Here is an 18,191-nt window from a genome sequence, read left to right on the forward strand (position 1 = left end):
TTCGCCGACAAAATTGCCGATTCAGCACAGTCCGCGCGTTCTTGCGCCGATAACTCACGGTTTTGCGTTGCACCAGACGCGCCGGTTCATGCACCGCGCGGGACAGGAAGATCGTCCTAGCCATGCGCGCCGCGCGGTGTCACAGTCACGGTCAATGTCTTCAAGGTCAGGAGGCCGGCGTGCCCGACTCGAACAATAACGATGTGATCGAATACCGGGCTTTCACGCTCGACGACATTCCCGCGGCGCACGCGCTGTCGATGTCCGTCAAATGGCGGCATCGCGCGGAAGACTGGCGCTTCGCCGCGAATATCGGCACTGGCTTCGCCGCCGTCGATCAGTCGGGCGCGCTCGTCGGCACGGCGCTCGCGTTTCAGTTCGGTTCGAACGCCGCGACGCTCGGCATGTTCATCGTGTCGCCGGAACATCAACGGCAAGGCATCGGGCGCGGCCTGCTCGACCGATTGATCGCGAAGCTCGGCTCGCGCACGCTGCTGATCCACGCATCGAACGAAGGCAGGCCGCTGTGCCAGCAACGCGGCTTCACGCGCATCGACACGGTTCATCAGCATCAGGGCGCGGCGTTTCAGCCGCCGCTGGTTTCGCTGCCGCCGGGCGAGCGGCTGCGTCCGATCGGCGCGAGGGACACGCCGCGTCTCGCGGGGCTGGCATCGCGCGCGAGCGGGCTGGATCGCGCGGCGCTGCTGCCGGAATTGCTCGCCGTCGCGAGCGGCATCGCGCTCGATCGCGACGGCGAGCTGATCGGCTTCGCGCTCTTCCGGCGTTTCGGCGACGGACATGTGATCGGCCCGGTGATCGCGCCCGAATCGCCGGGCCAGAGCCGCGCGAAGGCGTTGATCAGCTACTGGCTTGCGCTGAACGCGGGCATGTTCGTGCGCGTCGATACGCCGTTGCGATACGGGCTTTCGTCGTGGCTCGAAGGGCTCGGGCTGCCGCTCGTCGATACCATCGAGCAGATGGCGCAGAACGGCGCGCCCGCCACCGATGCGACGCTCACGCAGTTCGCGCTGACGAGCCAGGCGGTGTGGTGATCGCTCGGGCGTGGGCATCTGCGTTCACGCCTTCTCCAGCCACGCGAACTCCGCGAACCGATAACCCATCACGCGCCCCGAGGGCGTGCCCTTCAAACCGCGCAGGTTCGAACTCTGCGCGTCGATGAAGTTGATGAATGCGGGTATCACGAGACTGTTCTTCTCGTAGATGATGCGCTGCATGTCGCCATACATCTGCTTGCGCTTCGCTTCGTCGCGCTCGCGGCGCGCCTGCACCAGCAGTTGATCGAACTGTTCGCTCTTCCAGCCCGACTCGTTCCAGTTGGCATTCGAACGGAAGAACTGCGTGTACAAGAGATCGAGCGTCGGGCGTGGCAGGATCGAGCCGTAGGTCATCGGGTACTTCATCCAGTACGTCGTCCAGTAACCATCGGCGGGCACGCGGCGCACATTGATAGCGACGCCCGCCTGCTGCGCGGCCTGCTGAATCATCATGGCGGAATCGAGCGCGGTCTCGACCGATGGCGGCGCGATGATCTCCGCGCGTGCGCCCGGCGTGCCCGCCTTCTTGAAGTGGAACTGCGCCTTGTCCGGATCGAACGTGCGTTGCGGCAATCCCTTCATGAAGTACGGATGCCACTCCGGCACCGGATGGTCGTTCGCGAGCGTACCGTGGCCGCGCAGCATCACGTTCACGATACGCTGCCGGTCGTGCAGATACTTGATGCCCTCGTTGAAGTCCGCGCTCTTCGTCGGCAGCATGTCCTGCCGCAGTGCGAGGTCCGAGTAAAGCTGCGACGGGCTTTCGAGCACCGTCACCTTGCCCGTCTGCTTGACGCGATCGACGTCGCGTGCCGGCAGCGGCGAGATGAGCTGCACGTCGCCCGCGAGCAGCGCGTTGGTGCGCGCCGCATCGTCGCCGATGCCGATAATCTCCACTTCGTCGAGATACGGACGTCCCGGCTTCCAGAAGTTCGGATTGCGCGCGCCGATGCAACGCTGCGCCGGCGTGAACTCCTTGCATGTGAACGGACCCGTGCCGTTGCCTTTGGAGAAGTCCGTCGTGTTCGCGGCGACGATCACGAGATGCGGAATCGCGAGCAGCGCGGGAAGATCGACGTTCGGCTCGGTCAATGTGATCTCGACTTTCAGTGGTCCGGCCGCCTTGACCGAGCTGATGCCATCCACGATCGACTTCGCCTTCGATGCCGTCGCCGGATCCTTGTGACGCATCAGCGAGAACACGACATCGTCGGATGTGAAGGGCTTGCCGTCGTGGAAATGCACGTTGGGCCGCAGCGTGACGGTCCACGTCAGGAAGTCATCGGATTCGAGCTTTTCGGCGAGCGCGTTCTGCACTTTGAAGCCGGCGTCGAGTTCGGTGAGGCCGCTATAGAACATGTACGCGCGCGAGTAGTCGCCGGTATGCGTCCCCTTCGCGGGATCGAGCGAATCCATCAGCGACTGGTTCGCGAGCGCCACGCGAATGCGTCCGCCGCGTTGCGGGGTGGCCTCGGTCGCGGCGAATGCAAGGTGCGACGCGCCCGGCAAAACAAGCGTCGCCGCTGCAAGCGTTTTGATCGCCTTGCGGCGGCCAGGATCGGCGACTACGAGTTCCTTCGGCAATGTCATGGTCAGCCTCGCTCGGTCATGTCGTTATGGCGGATGAGATGCAACGGGCCTTTACAGCGTCTGGCATAGCCTGTAGGCGTCGTAGATGGCCGTGTGAATGTCGCGCGACGCGCTCGCGTCGCCAATGCGGTAAAGATGGAACTGCCCATCTTCGCCCTCTTGCGCTTCGGGCTGCGGCTTGCCCGTGGCGAACGCTTCGAGATCGGTGTAGCCGTCGTTGATCGAATACATGCGCGCCGCTTCGAACAGATCTTCGACCGCGAGCATGCCGCGTTCGACGACGACATGATCCGCTTCCATCTCCACGAGATCGTTCGTCAGATGATGACGGAAGACGGCGCGGCGCTTGCCGTTATCGGCTGCGCTGACTTCGATCAGTTCGATGTCCGTGCGCACAGGAATCTCCCAGCGCGCGATATTGCGCATCCACGCCTGATCGTCGCCGCGTCCGCCGGTTTCCTGCGCCGGCATGCTGTCGATGAGCGCGAGCGATACGTCGAGGCCCGCATCGACATAACGCTCCGCGCACAGATACGCGTTATGCCGGCCGGTGCCGTCATAGACGAGCACGCTGCCTGCGCGTGGCGGCGTTTCGGTGAGTGCGTCGAATACCGACTTGCACAGCTCGCCGCCCGGCAACGCATCGAGATTCGGCAGACCGCCCGTCGCGATGATGACGACATCCGCGCCGTGATCGAGCACGTCGCCCAGTTCGGCGTAGTGGTTATAGCGCACGTCGACGCCGAATTTTTCGAGCTGCGCCACGCGCCAGTCGACGATGCCGATGAGATCGCGCCGCCAGCTTCCCGTCGCCGCGAGCAGCATCTGTCCGCCCGCCGTCGAATTCGCTTCGAGCACCGTGACGTGATGGCCGCGCGTCGCGCAGATGCGCGCGGCTTCGAGTCCCGCCGGCCCCGCACCGACGATGAGCACGCGCTTCCTGTGCGCGGCTTCCGGTATGTCATGCGAGAGATACGTCTCGCGCGATGTCGCCGGGTTATGGATGCACGTCGCGCGAAAATTGCGGCAGAACGATGCGCCGACGCACGGCCGCGCTTCGTCTTCCTTGCCCGCTTCGACGAGCTTCACGAGATGCGGCTCCGCGATATGCGCGCGCGTCATGCCGACCATGTCGAGCAGGCCTTCGCGGATCGCATGGCGCGCGGTGGCGAGATCGGCGATCTTGGCCGCATGAAACACGGGCAGATCGACGGCGCGCTTGAACGCGGCGGCTTTCGGCAACCACGGCGCGGACGGCACGAACATCCCCGGCATCGAATTGACCGCGAGCGACATCTTCGTGTCCATGCGCCCGAACGTGACGTTGAAGAAATCGAAGAGACCCGTCCCCTGCAGGATGCGCGACATCTCCAGCCCTTCCTCGAAGCTGCATCCGTCTTCGAGCGCGAAGCGAAAGCCCACGATGAAATCATCGCCCACTTGCTTGCGTATCTCTTCGTGAACCTCGATCGCGAAGCGCACGCGATTCGCCGTCGAGCCGCCGTACTTGTCGGTGCGCAGGTTCACGGTCGGGTCCATGAACTGACCGATGAGATGACCGCCCGCATGCGTTTCGATGCCGTCGAGGCCGCCATCGAGGCAGCGCTTCGCCGCGAGGCCGAAGTCGCGGATCACGCGTTTGATGTCGGCATCGTGAATCGCTTGCGGCATCGCGCGATGCAGCGTTTCGCGCACCGGCGATGGCGCGATCATCGGCAGCCACGGTTCCGTGTATGCGTCTCCGCGCCGCCCGAGATGCGTGATCTGGCACATCAGCGCCGCGCCGTGCGTATGGACGCGATCGGAAAAGCGCCGCAGATGCGGCACCACGGCATCGGTTCCGACGTTGATCTGCTGGAACGTGTTCGGACTGTCGAGACTGACGTTCGACGATCCGCCGAACATCGTCAGCGCGATACCCCCTTTCGCCTTTTCCTCGTGATACCGTTGATAGACCTCTTGCGGGAATTCATCGCGCGTCAGGCGGCTTGCGTGACTCGTGCTCATCACACGGTTCTTGAGCACGAGATGCTTGAGGGTGAACGGCTGAAGCAACGGGTCCGACGACGCAGTAGTCATGGCCTGCCAGATGAAGTGGACGTCGGACTCAAGGTAAGGAGGTCAATATGCGCCGTCAAATTACAAATCGATGCATGCCCCATAACATGGTGTTGTATGAGTCTGCGACTTCCGTCACTTCAGGCACTGCTCGTTTTCGAAACTTCCGCGCGGCTTTTGAGCTTCACCAAGGCTGCCGGGGAACTCAACGTGACGCCCGTCGCGGTGAGCCGCATGGTGGCGCGGCTTGAAGACGCGCTCGGCTTCAAACTCTTCGAGCGCACGAAGCTAGGGCTAACCCTGACCGATCGCGGTGCAACATTGCAGCACGCCGTCGCCTCCGGCTTCGGGCAGATCGGGGACACCATCGAAGAACTCAAGCGCGATCACGCGCAAGGCGAGATCGTCACGCTATCGCTCGCAAGCGGTTTCGCCGCATTGTGGCTTTTGCCACGTTATGCCGCGTTCCGCCGCGCGTTTCCTTCCATCAACCTGCGCTTGCAGGTCATGGCGGGACGCTTGTACGGACCGCTCGAAGACGCGGATCTCGGCATCCGGCTGCATGGACCGGGCTCGAATACGGACCCGCTTCTGTTGTGTCCGGAGATTATCGTTCCAGTCTGCAGTCCGAATTATCTCGCGGAGTTCGGCCGGCTCGATGCGCCGAGGAGCATCGAAGGTCACGCCTACATCCATCTCGACGTGACCACGCTTTCATGGATTGATTTTCATCGGGCGACGGGACTGTCCGACAAGGGTATCGGCGAAGCGGTGCATCACACGGATCCCGGGCTCGCTGTGCAATGCGCGATGCTCGGTCAAGGCGTCGTGCTCGGCTGGCTGCTCGCGATCGCGGCGCCGCTCAACGAGGGCAAGGTGATTCCCGCGTGGGACCGCTATATCGAAACGGGCTGCAATTATGTGCTCGAATATCGCTCGTCGACTCCTTCGGAGAGCACGCGCGCGGTGGCGCGGTGGCTCATCGACGAGATGAGAAAAGAACTCGACGACGCGAGATGCGTGCTTGCTCCGTTGAACGCCGTTCCGAAGAACCGTGCCGAACCCGCGACTCCGGTTCCGTCGCCGTCATGACGCCGTGGACGCCGCGCGATCGCGCTGCCAGCAACGCAGGCCGAACAGCGGCACGACGCCATACGCATGATCGAGCATGTCCGACTGAAGGCTCTCGTATCGCTCCCAACGTATTTCGTCGATAAAAACGCAAATCTCCAGCGCGACGATGGCGTCGCCGACTGCACGTGACGAATCACGAGCGGCATGTCACGGCGCACGGCCGGATGCTCACGGAAATATCCGCTGAGATAGAGCCTGTACAAGCCGAGGTTCGTGCGACGGTCGCCTTCGGGCACCGCGAGCGGTCGTTCGATCGCTTCGCGCAGGCGCGCGAGCGAGGCATCGTCGGGGAAGCGGATCGTGTCGACGTCGAAGTGAATCGCGTGCCGCAGGCGTCGCGCGCCGGACGCGATCATGCCGCGCCAGTTCTTCACGCTGTTGGTCAGCAAAAGCTGGCTCGGCAGCATCACGATCGTGTTGTCGAAGTTGCGCACCTTGATCGTGTTCAGCGCGATGTCGACCACGATGCCATCGGCGACATAGCCCGGCACTTCGATCCAGTCGCCCACGCGCAGCATGTCGTAGGCCGCGAGCTGAATACTGGCGACGAAGCCGAGCAGCGAGTCGCGGAAGATGATGATGAGCAGCGCCGTGATGGCGGAAAGTCCAGTGAGCAAATAAAGCGGCGATCGCTCCAGCACCAGCGACACGACCGCGATCAGCGCGATCAGATACACGACGATCGTCGCGATTTGCAGAAAGCTCTTGATCGGCCGTTCGCTCGCGGAAGGGAAATGGCTGTAGCGCTCGTCGATGCTGTCACGCAACGCGAGCGCCGCGCGCACGAGCGTATAGACCATGTAGCAGGCCGCGAGAATGGCCAACGGCCGGCCGAGCGCGGGGATGATCGGGAACGTGAGGCCGGAGAGCAACGGCGCCGATGCATAGACGATTGCCGCGGGCACGAGCGGCGCGAGCCGGTGAAACACCCGGTGACGCTCCGCCGCGATCATCCACTTGCGCCCTTCCTTGCGTGCGAGCCGGCTGACGATCAGGAGCATGATCGAGCGCGTCACGTAATAGCAGATCACGCTCGCCAGCAGAATCGCCAGCAGCAGCGCGGCTACCAGAAGCGTCGCGACGAGCCAGCTCTCGGTGGCGACATTGACTTGCCAGTCTGGTCCGACTTCGATACGCAAGGTGTTGCCGAACATGGACGCTCCCGATGTGGGCGAAGCGAGGGGATTATTCAGGCGAATCGGACGTGCGCTTGCTCCGGTGGTTATTGTAGTAGTGACGTTGCGACGGAGACACTTCGCATTTTTAGACTTTCCCGCTACAATTCGGTCCCCTTTGCCCAGGTGGCGGAATTGGTAGACGCACTATCTTGAGGGGGTAGCGCCGCGAGGCGTGCGGGTTCGAGTCCCGCCCTGGGCACCAGTCGCATCGGCGACGACTTCCGCTTTCTTCCGTCCCGAACGCGCCTTCTGCATCTCCAGCGGCGCAGTCAATCCCGCTACGGCCGCGCCCGATTGCATCAGGAACTCCCTGAACGCATTGGCGACCTGAGGCAAGCGCCGCTCCGACATATGCACCACATGCCATGCCCGCTCGATCGGCGTCGATGGCACGGGAAGCGTCGCGAGCAAGCCCGCCTGCATCTCCAGCGCGCATGCGTGCAGCGACAGAAACGCAACGCCCAGTCCCGCTTCGACGAGCTGCTTGATCGCCTCGTTGCTCGATAGCTCCGACGCCGCATGCAGCTTCAATCCCGCCTCCTTGAACAGCGCTTCGATCGCCACACGCGTGCCTGATCCGCGCTCCCTCACGAGCAGATTCGCCGATTCGAGATCGGTCAGGCTCAGGCGCTTCGCGTGCATGAGCGGATGCGAGGGCGCAGCGACGAACGCCATCGGATGCTTGGCGAATGCCGCCGCGTTCGTGCGCAACTCGCGCGGCTGACGTCCCATGATCGCGAGATCGATTTCGTTCGTCGCGAGCATGCGCACGATGTCATCGCGATTGCCGATGCGAAACTGCAGCTTCACGCCGGGCCGTTCCTTCGTGAAGCGCACGAGCAGCGGCGGCACGAGATACTCCGCCGTCGTGATCGCGCCGATGCGCAACGTGCCGCCCAGTTCGCCGCGCAGCGCCGCCACTTCCTCGCCGGCCTCGTTCCAGAGACTCAGAATCTCGTTCGCATAGCGCGTCATCACTTCACCGGCGGCCGTCAGTTGCACTTCGCGCCCCACTCTGCGCAAAAGCGGCGTGCCCGCGGCCTCCCCCAGCAGCGAGATTTGCAGCGATACCGCAGGCTGCGTGAGATGCAGTTCGTCAGCCGCACCCGAGATGCTGCCCACGCGCGCGACGGTCTGCAGCGTGCGCAATTGCCGGAAGGTGGTCGTCTTTAACATTAGTGAAAACTTATGAGTCGGCGATAAATACTAAATGGCGCAAATGTTTTCGGGACCTTATATTTTTTCCAACGAGGTCGTCAAGCATCCAACAGCACTTCCGGGAGGTCCATGATGTTGAATCCTCATGCGCAACACCAGGTCGATTCGCCCCATCGCATCGTCATCGTGGGCGGCGGCGCCGCCGGGCTCGAACTCGCGACGCGTCTTGGCAATGGCGTCGGCAAGCGGCGCCGCGCCGAAGTGATCCTCATCGACCGTTTTCCGACGCACTTCTGGAAGCCGCTTCTGCATGAAGTCGCGTCGGGCCAGATCGACGCGTCGAGCCATCAGATCGATTACGCCGCGCACGCGAAGTGGAATCACTTCCGCTTCGAGCAGGGCGCGCTCGCGAGCATCGATCGCGGCCGGCGCGAGATCGTCATCGACGAAACAACCGATGTCGACGGACGTCCGCTCCTGCCGAAGCGAACGCTCGCTTTCGATACGCTCGTGCTCGCGCTCGGCAGCGTGACCAACTTCTTCTCGATTCCGGGCGCGGAACAGCACGCGTTGACGCTCGAAACCGTGGAGCAGGCGGAAACGTTCAGGCGGCGTCTGTTGTCGAGCCTGCTGCGTTCGAGTCATGCGCGGCAGGCGGCGCCCGGTTCGGCCGCGACGCCCGTTTCGGTGACGGTGATCGGCGGCGGCGCAACCGGCGTCGAGCTGGCCGCCGCGCTGCGTGGCTCGGCGGAAATGTTGCGCGACTATCATCTCGCGTCGCTGGATCCGGCCAACGACATCCGTATCCGCCTGCTGGAAGGCGCGCCGCGCGTGCTGCCCGCGTTGCCGGAGCGCATCTCGACGCGCGCTCAGGACGTGCTCGCGGGACTCGGCGTCGAGGTTCGGCTCGGCTGCCGCGTGCGTGCGGTGGATGCGAATGCGGTATCAACCGTCGATGGCGAAACGCTCGCCAGCGACATCACGATCTGGGCCGCCGGCGTGGAAGGGCCGCCCGTGTTGCGCACGTTCGAAGGACTGCCGTTGAACCGGCTCGGACAGGTCATCGTCGATGCCACGCTGCAAATGGAACCCGGCTCGGGCATCTACGCGATGGGCGATTGCGCCGCGTGCGCCGCATCGAAAGGCGACGCGCTCGTGCCGCCGCGCGCGCAGGCCGCGTGGCAGCAGGCCGTCTATCTCGCCGATGCGCTCGCGCGCCGGCTCGACGATCGCGCCGTGCCGCTGTTCTCATATCGCGATCAGGGCACGCTCATTTCCTTCGGACGGGCGGGCGCGGCGGGCGCGCTGATGAGCGAACTGCTGCGGCAGCCGGTGTTCATCGACGGATGGTTCGCGGCCTCGTGCTACCGGCATCTTTATCGCCGGCACATCATGGGGCTCACGGGCGTCAAGCGCGCCGTGATGTACGCCGCGAGCCAATGGCTGCGCGAGCGCGTGCGGCCCACGGTGAAGCTGAACTGACGCGGGTGGCCGTGGCGCTTACCGCATCGCCACGGCCTCGCCGGACTGCGAGCGGCCCGACACGAGGCATTGCGATCTGAAAGCCTCGCGCTGGCTGCTCGCGGCGGCATGGCTGAAACCTTTGCCCAGCGCGTCGAATTCGATCTGATCGGCGCTCTGGGCGCACGCAGTCGCGCCGATGTCGCGCCCTTGCGCGTGAAGCATCGCGCGATCGGCGACGAGATATGCGACGAGCGCGAACACGACGGCCTTGAAAGCTTTTTTCATGCTTGTCTCCTTGCGTTCTAGGCTAAGGGCCAGCCCGCTCCGGGCAAATCAGGGCAAGCCCGGAGCGAACGCATGGTTTTTTTCACGAGGCGCCCGCAAAACCGGCAGGCGGTAAAAATGTCAATGCCGTCCAGTGCAATGAATTTGATACTCCGCAATGCCCCCAAAACCTTTTCTTTGGGTTATCCTCGTTAACCCTTAGGAATACGCCTAGCGTATTCGAGTTGCGGTTCCGGACTCCAACCTCCCCGCATCTCGTCCCGCCTTACATTCCACTGTCACCGCGCTTTCCCGCGAACACGTTCATCGCGTGCTGGCCGTGCTTTGCGCCTGATTCAAGCCAACTTATGCATCTGCCGTCCGTTCTCAGCTTTCTCATCTGGATTCCAGTGGTGTCGGGCATCTTCGTGTTGACGTTCAGCGCCTCGGCCACGCTCTCGCGCGCCGTCGCGCTTTTCGGCGCGATCCTCGGACTGCTGCCGTTGGTGCCGCTGTTGTCGCGCTTCGACGCGTCCTCCAGCGCGATGCAATTCGCCGAGCGCGTCGAGTGGCTGCCGCAGTTCGGCATCTCGTACCATCTCGGCATCGACGGCATTTCGCTGTGGTTCACCGTGCTGACGGCGGTGACGACGCTCATCATCTTCATCGCGTCGTGGCAGTCAGTGACGAAGCAGGTGGCGCAGTACTACGGCGCGTTTCTCGTGCTCTCGGGCTGCATGCAGGGCGTATTCGCGTCGCTCGACGGCATGCTGTTCTTCGTATTCTTCGAGGCGTCGCTGATTCCGCTGTATCTGCTGATCGGCACATGGGGCGGCGAGCGGCGCGTGTATGCGGCGATCCGCTTCTTCTTTTTTTCGCTGCTCGGCTCGCTCGCGATGCTGGCCGCGCTGATCTATCTGTGGACGCAGGCGCATACGTTCGACATCGACGCATGGCGTCATCTGAAGCTCGGCTTCGCGCCGCAGATCGTCGTCTTCGTGTGCTTCCTGGCCGCTTTCTCGGTCAAGGTGCCGATGTGGCCGGTCCACACGTGGCTCCCCGACGTGAACTCGGAAGGCCCGACAGGCGCGGCAGTTCTGCTCGGCATGCTGAAGATCGGCGGCTACGGCATGTTGCGCTATGTGTTGCCGATCGTCCCCGACGCCTCCCACTTCTTCGCCCCCGCGATGATCGCGCTGTCGCTCGTCGCGGTCATTTACGGCAGCCTCGTCGCGCTCGCGCAGACGGACATGCGCAAGCTGCTCGCTTACTCGGCGGTCGCGCACATGGGTCTCGTGACGCTCGGCCTCTTCACCTTCGACCGCATGGGCACGGAAGGCGCGGTCGTGCAGATGCTGTCGTACGGCATCGTGTCCGGCGCGATGCTGCTGTGCACGGGCGTACTGGTCGAGCGCACGAAAAACGGTTCGATCGATGCGTATGGCGGCGTCGCCAACACGATGCCCCGCTTCGCCGTCTGCGCGATGCTGTTCTCGATGGCCAATGTCGGCCTGCCCGGCACGTCGGGTTTCGTCGGCGAGTTTCTGGTGCTGATGGGCGCGATCCGCCTGAACTTCTGGATCGGCGCGGCGGCGGCTTCGTCGCTGATTCTGAGCGCGGCCTATACGCTCTGGATGGTCAAGCGCGTGATCTTCGGCGCGGTGAAAAACGAGCGCGTGGCCGGCCTGCGCGATCTCGGCAAGCGCGAACTCGCGCTCTTCGGCGCGATGGCCGTGCTGGTGCTCGCGATCGGCGTGCATCCGAAGACCTTCACGGACGCGATGGGCCCGTCGGTCGAGCGCCTCGTGTCGGCGGTGCAGGGCTCGACGCTGCCCGGCGATGCCAGCGCGCCTTCGTACAACGCGCGTCACGAAACCGTATCGGAACGCACGCCGGGCTAAGGTCGATATATTTCGATTTCCTGATCATTCGACGAAAAAGCATCGGCCCGCGTAATCGCGGATCGACGCAGATCACGCCGAAAAGCTTATGATAGGCACCTGCGGCGCACGCATCCCGCACGCATCCCGCACGTATCCGTTGCGCGCGCCGCGCCAGCAAAGATCGAAAAGCCACGCTAACATCTGATCATTCGCGGATCGACGCTGCCCGCCCTCCAAGCACAACGGGAAGCCCGCCCGCCTCGCATCGCCTGCTCCACCCGAAATTTGAAATGCAATCGTTCGATATGCAGTCAATGGAGGCCTGGACATGAAGAAGAATTCCGCAGCCATCTGGATTCTGGTCGCGATGATCATCGGGATCGGGATCGGCTACATGATCTTCTCGAGTTTCCCCGACAAGAAGAGCGCGACGGAAATAGCCGGCTACATCTCGCTCGTATCCGACGTCTTTCTGCGGCTCATCAAGATGCTGATCGGTCCGCTCGTGTTTTCCACGCTGGTCGTCGGCATTGCGCACATGGGCGACGCCGCTTCGGTCGGGCGCGTGTTCGCCAAGGCGCTGGGCTGGTTCATCACCGCTTCCCTCGTTTCGCTGCTGCTCGGTCTGGTGATGTCGAATCTGCTTCGGCCCGGAGACAACCTCGGATTGCCGCTGCCCGACATCGGCGCATCGGCGAATCTCGCGACATCGAAATTCACGCTGAAAGACTTCGTCGGCCACATGGTGCCGCGCTCGTTCGCCGAGGCAATGGCCAACAACGAGATCCTGCAGATCGTCGTGTTCTCGATGTTCTTCGGCGTCGCGCTCGCCGCGCTCGGCGAGAAAGGCAAGGTGCTGCTCGATGCGATCGATCAGCTCTCGCACGTGATGCTCAAGATCACCGGGTACGTGATGAAGCTCGCGCCGCTCGCCGTGCTTTCCGCGATGGCCGCCACCGTCGCGGTCAACGGCCTGACCATTCTGCTGAAGTTCGCCGTCTTCATGGCCGATTTCTATCTCAGCCTGTTTATCCTGTGGGGCCTGCTCGTGCTCGCGGGCTTCGCCTTTCTGCGGCGGCGCGTCTTCAGGCTGCTGGTGCTCATCAAGGAAGCGTTCATGCTGTCGTTCGCGACCGCGAGTTCCGAAGCCGCGTATCCGAAGATCCTCGACGCGCTCGACCGCTTCGGCGTGAAGCGCAAGATCTCCAGCTTCGTGATGCCGATGGGCTACTCCTTCAACCTCGACGGCTCGATGATGTACTGCACGTTCGCGTCGCTCTTCATCGCGCAGGCGTACAACATTCATCTGTCGATCAGCACGCAGATCACGATGCTGCTGATCCTCATGCTGACGTCGAAGGGCATGGCCGGCGTGCCGCGCGCGTCGCTGGTCGTGATCGCGGCCACGCTCAATCACTTCAACATTCCCGAGGCGGGCTTGCTGCTGATCCTCGGCGTGGACACCTTCCTCGACATGGGCCGCTCCGCCACCAACGCGGTCGGCAATTCCATCGCGAGCGCGGTGGTCGCCAAGTGGGAAGGCGAATTGTTGTCGGAACCGGAAGCGGCGGCGAATGCGGCGCGCATCGAGGCCGAACAGGAAGCCTCGCTGGCGCATCCGGCGCAAGTCTGACGGAGGCGAGCCATGATGACGCAGCGCTTCCTGGCAGCGCTGGCGCTAGCCGGCCTGATCGCCACGGCTTTTTGCGCGCACGCAGCCGACGACGTGCAAGCCCCTGCGCCGAACAACGACGCGTTCGCGCCCGCGACGCTCTCCGGAACGCTCGCCAAGGCGCGCGACACGGGGACGATCGCGCTGGGCTACCGCGAATCGTCGGTGCCGTTTTCGTATCTCGATGCGCGCAAGGAACCGATCGGCTATTCCATCGAACTGTGCAAGGCGCTCGCCGCGGCGGTCGGCAACGCGGTCCACAGGAGCCTCAAGATTCAGTGGGTGCCGGTGACGCCGGAAAATCGTATCGATGCCGTCGCCGATGGCCGCGTCGATCTCGAATGCGGCTCGACCACGAGCAACGTCGAACGGCAAAAGCGCGTGGCCTTCTCGCCGATCTTCTTCGTCGCGGGCACGAAGGTGATGGTCAGGCAAGGCTCGCCGATCCGCTCGTTTCGCGATCTGGCGGGCAAGAAGGTCGCGGTGACGGCGGGCACGACCAACGAAAAGGCGCTGCGCGACATCGACAAAAAGTTCGGGCTCGGCATTCAATTGCAGGTCGTGCCGGATCACGCGGAAGGCTTCGCGCGCGTGGCAAACGGCCAGGCCGATGCCTTCGCCACCGACGACGTGCTGCTGTACGGACTCATCGCCGAAAACGCGGCGAAGGGCGGCGCGTATCAGGTCGTCGGCGATTATCTGTCGTACGACCCGTACGGCATCATGTATCGCCGGAACGATCCGCAGCTCGCGCAAGTGGTGACGGACACGTTCCACGAACTCGCGGCGGATGGCGAAATCGAGCGGCAGTACAAGCGCTGGTTCCTGCAACGTCTGCCGTCGGGAACGAGCCTCGACATGCCGATGAGCGCGCAGCTCGAAAGCATCATCGAGACGATGGCGGGCGGCGAGGCGCAGTGAGCGCGCGCCGCTATTCGTCCACGAGCTGGCGGACGCGCGCGGCGAGCGTCTCGATCGAGAACGGCTTGGTCAGCACCTGCATGCCGGGATCGAGACGGCCACTGCCGATCACCGAGTTTTCCGCGTAGCCGGTGATGAACAGCACCTTCAGTTCGGGGCGCGCCTGCCGCGCGGCATCGGCCATCTGGCGGCCGTTCATGCCGCCGGGAAGGCCGACATCGCTGATCAGCAAATCGATCCTCACATTCGACTGCAGGAGTTTCAGGCCAGCGACGCTGTCCGCCGCTTCGATCACCTGATAGCCGGCCTCTTCGAGCACATCGACGATCAGCATGCGCACGCTCGGTTCATCGTCGACGATCAGGATCGTCTCGCCGGCTTCCGCACCCGAGACGGGCGACGCGGCCTGATCGGCGGCGTCGCCATCGACACCGCCGTAAAAGCGCGGCAGATAGATGCACACCGTCGTGCCCTGCCCGGCTTCCGAATAAATGCGCACCTGTCCGCCGGATTGCCTGGCGAAGCCGTAGATCATCGAGAGACCGAGGCCGGTGCCCATGCCGATCGGCTTGGTGGTGAAGAACGGATCGAACGCCTTCGCGATCACGTCCGGCGTCATGCCGGTTCCGGTATCGGTCACGCACAGCGACAGGAACTGGCCTTCGGGCATGTCGTGCGTCTGGGCCGCGCGCAGGTCGATCCATCGGTTGGCGGTTTCGATCGTGATGCGGCCGCCATCGGGCATCGCGTCTCTTGCATTGATGCACAGATTCAGCAGCGCGTTTTCGAGCTGACCCGAATCGACCAGCGCGGGCCACAAACCCGCCGCGCCGACGGCCTCGACCCTGATGCCCGGCCCGGCCGTGCGCTGAATCAGATCGGTCATGCCGTTCACGAGCGCGTTGACGTCCGTGGGGCGTGGATCGAGCGTCTGCCGCCGCGAAAACGCGAGCAGCCGGTGCGTCAACGCCGCCGCGCGCCGCACCGCGCCTTGCGCCGCGACGACGTACTTGTCGACCTCGGCGACGCGCCCCTGACTCAGCCGGATGCTCAGCAACTGCAGCGAGCCCGACACGCCCGCCAGCAGATTGTTGAAGTCGTGCGCGAGGCCGCCGGTGAGCTGGCCGACCGCTTCCATCTTCTGCGATTGCCGCAGTTGTTCTTCCGCGCGCATCAGCTCGGCCGTGCGCGCGGCGACCCGTTGCTCGAGCGTCTCGTTGAGCGCCCGCAGCGACGCGGCCGCGCGATCGCGCTCTTCCTCGGCCTTCTTGCGCGCCGAGATATCGCGAAACAGAACCGACACTTGCCGCAGGCTCGCCGGTTCGACGCGCGCCGCCGACACTTCGATGTGCCGTCCCGCCGTCAGAAAGTAGCGCTCGAAACGGGCCGGAACGCCGGTGCGCAGCACCCCGCCGTAAAGTGCGATCCAATGGTCCGCCTCGGTCGGATCGATTTCGCGCAAGGTCTTGCCGAGCACGTCCGGAATGCCCGTGTGCCGCTCGTATCCCGGATTCGCTTCGAGGTGGACGTAATCGCTGAGCGGACCGTGCGGACCGTCGAAGAATTCGATGATGCAGAAGCCATCGTCGATCGCGTTGAAGAGCGCGCGATAACGCGCCACGGCGGAGAGACGGCGTGCGTCGGAATCGGGGTTTTGGGTCATCGGCGGAAATGCTGGTTGATCGCGCGGCGCGAGCGTACGGCAACGCTAGCACACGGCGCACCCGAGCAATACCTCTCGTCTTAGCGACGAACTTTCGTCCAGCATTCCGCGCTTTATTTCAGGCCAAGCTCGCCGGCATCACCCGGTTGCGTCCGTGCGCTTTCGCGTCGTAGAGCGCCTCGTCGGCGGCGCGGATGAGCGCGCTCACGTCGTCGTCGCGCTCGGGCCGCCAGCTCGCGAGGCCGATGCTCGCCGTCACGCGGCCGAACTCGCTGCCCGCGTGCTCGATCGACAGATCGCTGATCGCCGCGCGAATCTTCTCCGCGATTTTCGCGGCGCCGTCGGCGGGCGTGTCGGGCAACACGACGACGAATTCCTCGCCGCCATAGCGCGCCGCCGTGTCGCCCGGACGCCGGATGTTATCGCCGATGCAACGCGCGACGGCGGCGAGCGCATCGTCGCCGGCCTGATGGCCGTAGGCATCGTTGAAGGCCTTGAAGCGATCGATATCGACGAACAGCAGGGAAAAGAGACTGCGCGTGCGGCGCGCCCTGCGCCATTCCTGATCGAGAATTTCGCCGAGCGTGCGGCGATTGTGCAGCCCGGTGAGTCCGTCGGTGCGGGCGAGCAATTGCAGCTCCGATTCCGCGCGCATGCGCCGCCTGAACTGCGCCGCGAGCACGAACGACAACGCGATGAAGCCGACCGCGAGCACGCCCATCGACGAACCGATGATCGCCGCGCGCCGCCGCCACGCCGCGTAGATGTCCTCTTCGCCTTCGGCCACCATGATGATGAGCGGCAGATTCGGCAAGTTGCGGAAATAGTAGAGGCGGCGCCGGCCGTCGATCGACGATGTCTCCGTGAAGCTGCCCTGCTCGGCCGCGCGGAAGTGCCTGAAGGTGTCGGCCTTGCTGATGTCGCGGCCGATCACGAGCGGATCGAACGGCTGACGCATGATCATGAGGCCGTCGCGATTGATCAGCGACACCGCGCCGTGCGGCCCGAGCGAAAGCCCCGCGAAAAGGTTGCGAAAGTATTCGAGGTTGATCGAGAGCATCGCGACGCCCGCGAACGAGCCATCCGGATGCGACAGCCTGCGGCTGAGCGCGATGCTCGGCGCGCCGCCGCGCAATCGCGACGCGTACGGGCTGCTGAGGTAAAGCCCGGTACTCGGGTTATCGCGCTGGATCGTGAAATAGCGGCGGTCGGAAAAATTGCCTTCTCGGGGCGTCACGCTGGCGGAATCGATGACGATTTTGCCGCTCTCGTCGAGGACGAGGATCGAACCCAGATCGCGGGCCGTGGCGGCCCGATCGAACAGTACGTCGTTGCGCAGATGAGGCGGCAGGTTGACCACGTCGTCGCGCTGCACGCCTTCCACGACGGCTTGCAGCGACAGCTCGTACAGCTCGAAATTACGTTCGATATCGCGCTCGGCGAGCAGCGCCAGATTGCGCGACGTGTCGCGCGCACGATCGAGCGCATCGACGCGACCCTGATACAGAACCAGCGCGCACAGCCCCATCATGACGAGCGCGATGAGGGTGCCGCACAGCACGATGACGTTCGGCGCCGAGGTTCGCGCGCGCGGCGGCGGCTGTGCGTTGAGACTCGGGTTGTAGATATTTTCGGTTGCCACTATTTGGGTGTCCCCGGAATTCTGCTTCGCGAGTTCTGTCGCTGCTCTCTTCGTTGGTTTGGGCCTCGGTCAGCGAGACAGGTCGCTATTCTCTCCTATTTGTATGAGTTGGGTGCGGCGAATGAATTTGGCAAACAAACAGCCTTCAGCGACGCGCCTCCGCCCGTCTGAGCTTGCCGCTGTAATACCGCGCGCGCGAAACGCGGATCGCCGTGTCGAAGTCCGGTTCCGTCGCGAGATGTTTGTGGTCCACGCTGACGAGCCATCCGTGCGCGGAACGGCACCAGCGAATGCGCCCTTCGTCGTAGAGCTCGGAGAACCAGCGCCAGAGCGTCGCGTCCTCCTTGTCGGCGAGTTTGGCCGCTTCGCTGCGCACCTTGTCTTGAATGATCGCCAGCATGGTTGTCGTGGGCTCAGGCCAGTTCGTTCGCGAGTTCCGGCACGACCGTGAACAGATCGCCGACGAGACTGTAATCGGCCACGCTGAAGATCGGCGCTTCCGGATCCTT

Annotated in this window: 12 protein-coding genes, 1 tRNA gene and 2 pseudogenes; 7 read left to right on the top strand and 8 right to left on the bottom strand. The window is 63.9% G+C overall.

Annotated elements, in window-relative coordinates; translation table 11 throughout:
• Nucleotides 1-179 precede the first annotated feature (179 nt).
• Nucleotides 180-1,052 (top strand): GNAT family N-acetyltransferase, encoded by an 873-nt coding sequence (locus NOV72_RS22325; protein WP_425428752.1) that lies wholly within the window; start codon nt 180-182, stop codon nt 1,050-1,052.
• A 24-nt stretch (nt 1,053-1,076) separates the two neighbouring features.
• Here the strand turns inward: NOV72_RS22325 and NOV72_RS22330 are convergent, their stop codons facing one another.
• Nucleotides 1,077-2,645, bottom strand: a complete 1,569-nt coding sequence (locus NOV72_RS22330; protein WP_106856740.1) for an ABC transporter substrate-binding protein — start codon at nt 2,643-2,645, stop codon at nt 1,077-1,079.
• Between the two features lie 51 nt (nt 2,646-2,696).
• Complete coding sequence (locus tag NOV72_RS22335) at nt 2,697-4,724, bottom strand: oxidoreductase (RefSeq protein ID WP_106856741.1); 2,028 nt, start codon at nt 4,722-4,724, stop codon at nt 2,697-2,699.
• A 96-nt stretch (nt 4,725-4,820) separates the two neighbouring features.
• On the opposite strand from NOV72_RS22335, the gene NOV72_RS22340 reads away from it, so the two are divergent.
• Nucleotides 4,821-5,795 (top strand): LysR family transcriptional regulator, encoded by a 975-nt coding sequence (locus tag NOV72_RS22340; protein ID WP_106856742.1) that lies wholly within the window; start codon nt 4,821-4,823, stop codon nt 5,793-5,795.
• Nucleotides 5,796-6,256: 461 nt separating this feature from the next.
• On the opposite strand, the pseudogene NOV72_RS33080 reads toward NOV72_RS22340, so the two are convergent.
• A pseudogene (locus NOV72_RS33080) lies at nt 6,257-6,991 on the bottom strand (mechanosensitive ion channel family protein); the annotation flags it as partial.
• A gap of 141 nt (nt 6,992-7,132) precedes the next feature.
• Here NOV72_RS33080 and NOV72_RS22350 point away from each other — a divergent pair.
• Nucleotides 7,133-7,217, top strand: a tRNA-Leu gene (locus NOV72_RS22350).
• A gap of 44 nt (nt 7,218-7,261) precedes the next feature.
• On the opposite strand, the pseudogene NOV72_RS22355 reads toward NOV72_RS22350, so the two are convergent.
• A pseudogene (locus NOV72_RS22355) lies at nt 7,262-8,191 on the bottom strand (LysR family transcriptional regulator); the annotation flags it as partial.
• A gap of 111 nt (nt 8,192-8,302) precedes the next feature.
• On the opposite strand from NOV72_RS22355, the gene NOV72_RS22360 reads away from it, so the two are divergent.
• Nucleotides 8,303-9,655, top strand: a complete 1,353-nt coding sequence (locus NOV72_RS22360) for an NAD(P)/FAD-dependent oxidoreductase (RefSeq protein WP_106856743.1) — start codon at nt 8,303-8,305, stop codon at nt 9,653-9,655.
• Between the two features lie 18 nt (nt 9,656-9,673).
• Here the strand turns inward: NOV72_RS22360 and NOV72_RS22365 are convergent, their stop codons facing one another.
• Nucleotides 9,674-9,922, bottom strand: coding sequence for an adhesin (locus NOV72_RS22365; RefSeq protein WP_106856744.1), 249 nt, complete (start codon nt 9,920-9,922; stop codon nt 9,674-9,676).
• Between the two features lie 347 nt (nt 9,923-10,269).
• Between NOV72_RS22365 and NOV72_RS22370 the strand changes: the two genes are divergently transcribed.
• The 3 genes from NOV72_RS22370 to NOV72_RS22380 all read left to right on the top strand — a co-directional run bounded on the left by NOV72_RS22370 (nt 10,270) and on the right by NOV72_RS22380 (nt 14,377).
• Nucleotides 10,270-11,802 carry a complex I subunit 4 family protein gene (locus NOV72_RS22370; RefSeq protein WP_106856745.1) on the top strand — a complete coding sequence of 511 codons (1,533 nt, stop codon included), beginning with the start codon at nt 10,270-10,272 and terminating at the stop codon, nt 11,800-11,802.
• A 310-nt stretch (nt 11,803-12,112) separates the two neighbouring features.
• A complete protein-coding gene (locus NOV72_RS22375) occupies nt 12,113-13,417 on the top strand; it encodes a dicarboxylate/amino acid:cation symporter (protein WP_106856746.1) in 1,305 nt (434 codons plus the stop codon).
• 12 nt (nt 13,418-13,429) lie between these two features.
• Nucleotides 13,430-14,377 (top strand): amino acid ABC transporter substrate-binding protein, encoded by a 948-nt coding sequence (locus tag NOV72_RS22380; protein WP_106856747.1) that lies wholly within the window; start codon nt 13,430-13,432, stop codon nt 14,375-14,377.
• A gap of 10 nt (nt 14,378-14,387) precedes the next feature.
• Here the strand turns inward: NOV72_RS22380 and NOV72_RS22385 are convergent, their stop codons facing one another.
• The 3 genes from NOV72_RS22385 to NOV72_RS22395 form a co-directional block, all read right to left on the bottom strand.
• Nucleotides 14,388-16,040 (bottom strand): ATP-binding protein, encoded by a 1,653-nt coding sequence (locus NOV72_RS22385; RefSeq protein WP_106856748.1) that lies wholly within the window; start codon nt 16,038-16,040, stop codon nt 14,388-14,390.
• A 118-nt stretch (nt 16,041-16,158) separates the two neighbouring features.
• Complete coding sequence (locus tag NOV72_RS22390) at nt 16,159-17,682, bottom strand: sensor domain-containing diguanylate cyclase (RefSeq protein WP_106856749.1); 1,524 nt, start codon at nt 17,680-17,682, stop codon at nt 16,159-16,161.
• Nucleotides 17,683-17,827: 145 nt separating this feature from the next.
• Nucleotides 17,828-18,082 (bottom strand): hypothetical protein, encoded by a 255-nt coding sequence (locus NOV72_RS22395; protein WP_106856750.1) that lies wholly within the window; start codon nt 18,080-18,082, stop codon nt 17,828-17,830.
• Nucleotides 18,083-18,191: the final 109 nt, after the last annotated feature.

The organism is Caballeronia novacaledonica, from assembly GCF_900258035.1.
In the GTDB taxonomy this organism is placed as follows: Bacteria; Pseudomonadota; Gammaproteobacteria; order Burkholderiales; family Burkholderiaceae; genus Caballeronia; species Caballeronia novacaledonica.

What these genes read in the sequence shown, in the direction of transcription:
- NOV72_RS22330 (WP_106856740.1), bottom strand. Translation starts at nt 2,645, where the DNA reads ATGACATTGCCGAAGGAACTCGTAGTCGCCGATCCTGGCCGCCGCAAG.
- NOV72_RS22335 (WP_106856741.1), bottom strand. Translation starts at nt 4,724, where the DNA reads ATGACTACTGCGTCGTCGGACCCGTTGCTTCAGCCGTTCACCCTCAAG.
- NOV72_RS22340 (WP_106856742.1), top strand. Translation starts at nt 4,821, where the DNA reads ATGAGTCTGCGACTTCCGTCACTTCAGGCACTGCTCGTTTTCGAAACT.
- NOV72_RS22360 (WP_106856743.1), top strand. Translation starts at nt 8,303, where the DNA reads ATGATGTTGAATCCTCATGCGCAACACCAGGTCGATTCGCCCCATCGC.
- NOV72_RS22365 (WP_106856744.1), bottom strand. Translation starts at nt 9,922, where the DNA reads ATGAAAAAAGCTTTCAAGGCCGTCGTGTTCGCGCTCGTCGCATATCTC.
- NOV72_RS22370 (WP_106856745.1), top strand. Translation starts at nt 10,270, where the DNA reads ATGCATCTGCCGTCCGTTCTCAGCTTTCTCATCTGGATTCCAGTGGTG.
- NOV72_RS22375 (WP_106856746.1), top strand. Translation starts at nt 12,113, where the DNA reads ATGAAGAAGAATTCCGCAGCCATCTGGATTCTGGTCGCGATGATCATC.
- NOV72_RS22380 (WP_106856747.1), top strand. Translation starts at nt 13,430, where the DNA reads ATGATGACGCAGCGCTTCCTGGCAGCGCTGGCGCTAGCCGGCCTGATC.
- NOV72_RS22385 (WP_106856748.1), bottom strand. Translation starts at nt 16,040, where the DNA reads ATGACCCAAAACCCCGATTCCGACGCACGCCGTCTCTCCGCCGTGGCG.
- NOV72_RS22395 (WP_106856750.1), bottom strand. Translation starts at nt 18,082, where the DNA reads ATGCTGGCGATCATTCAAGACAAGGTGCGCAGCGAAGCGGCCAAACTC.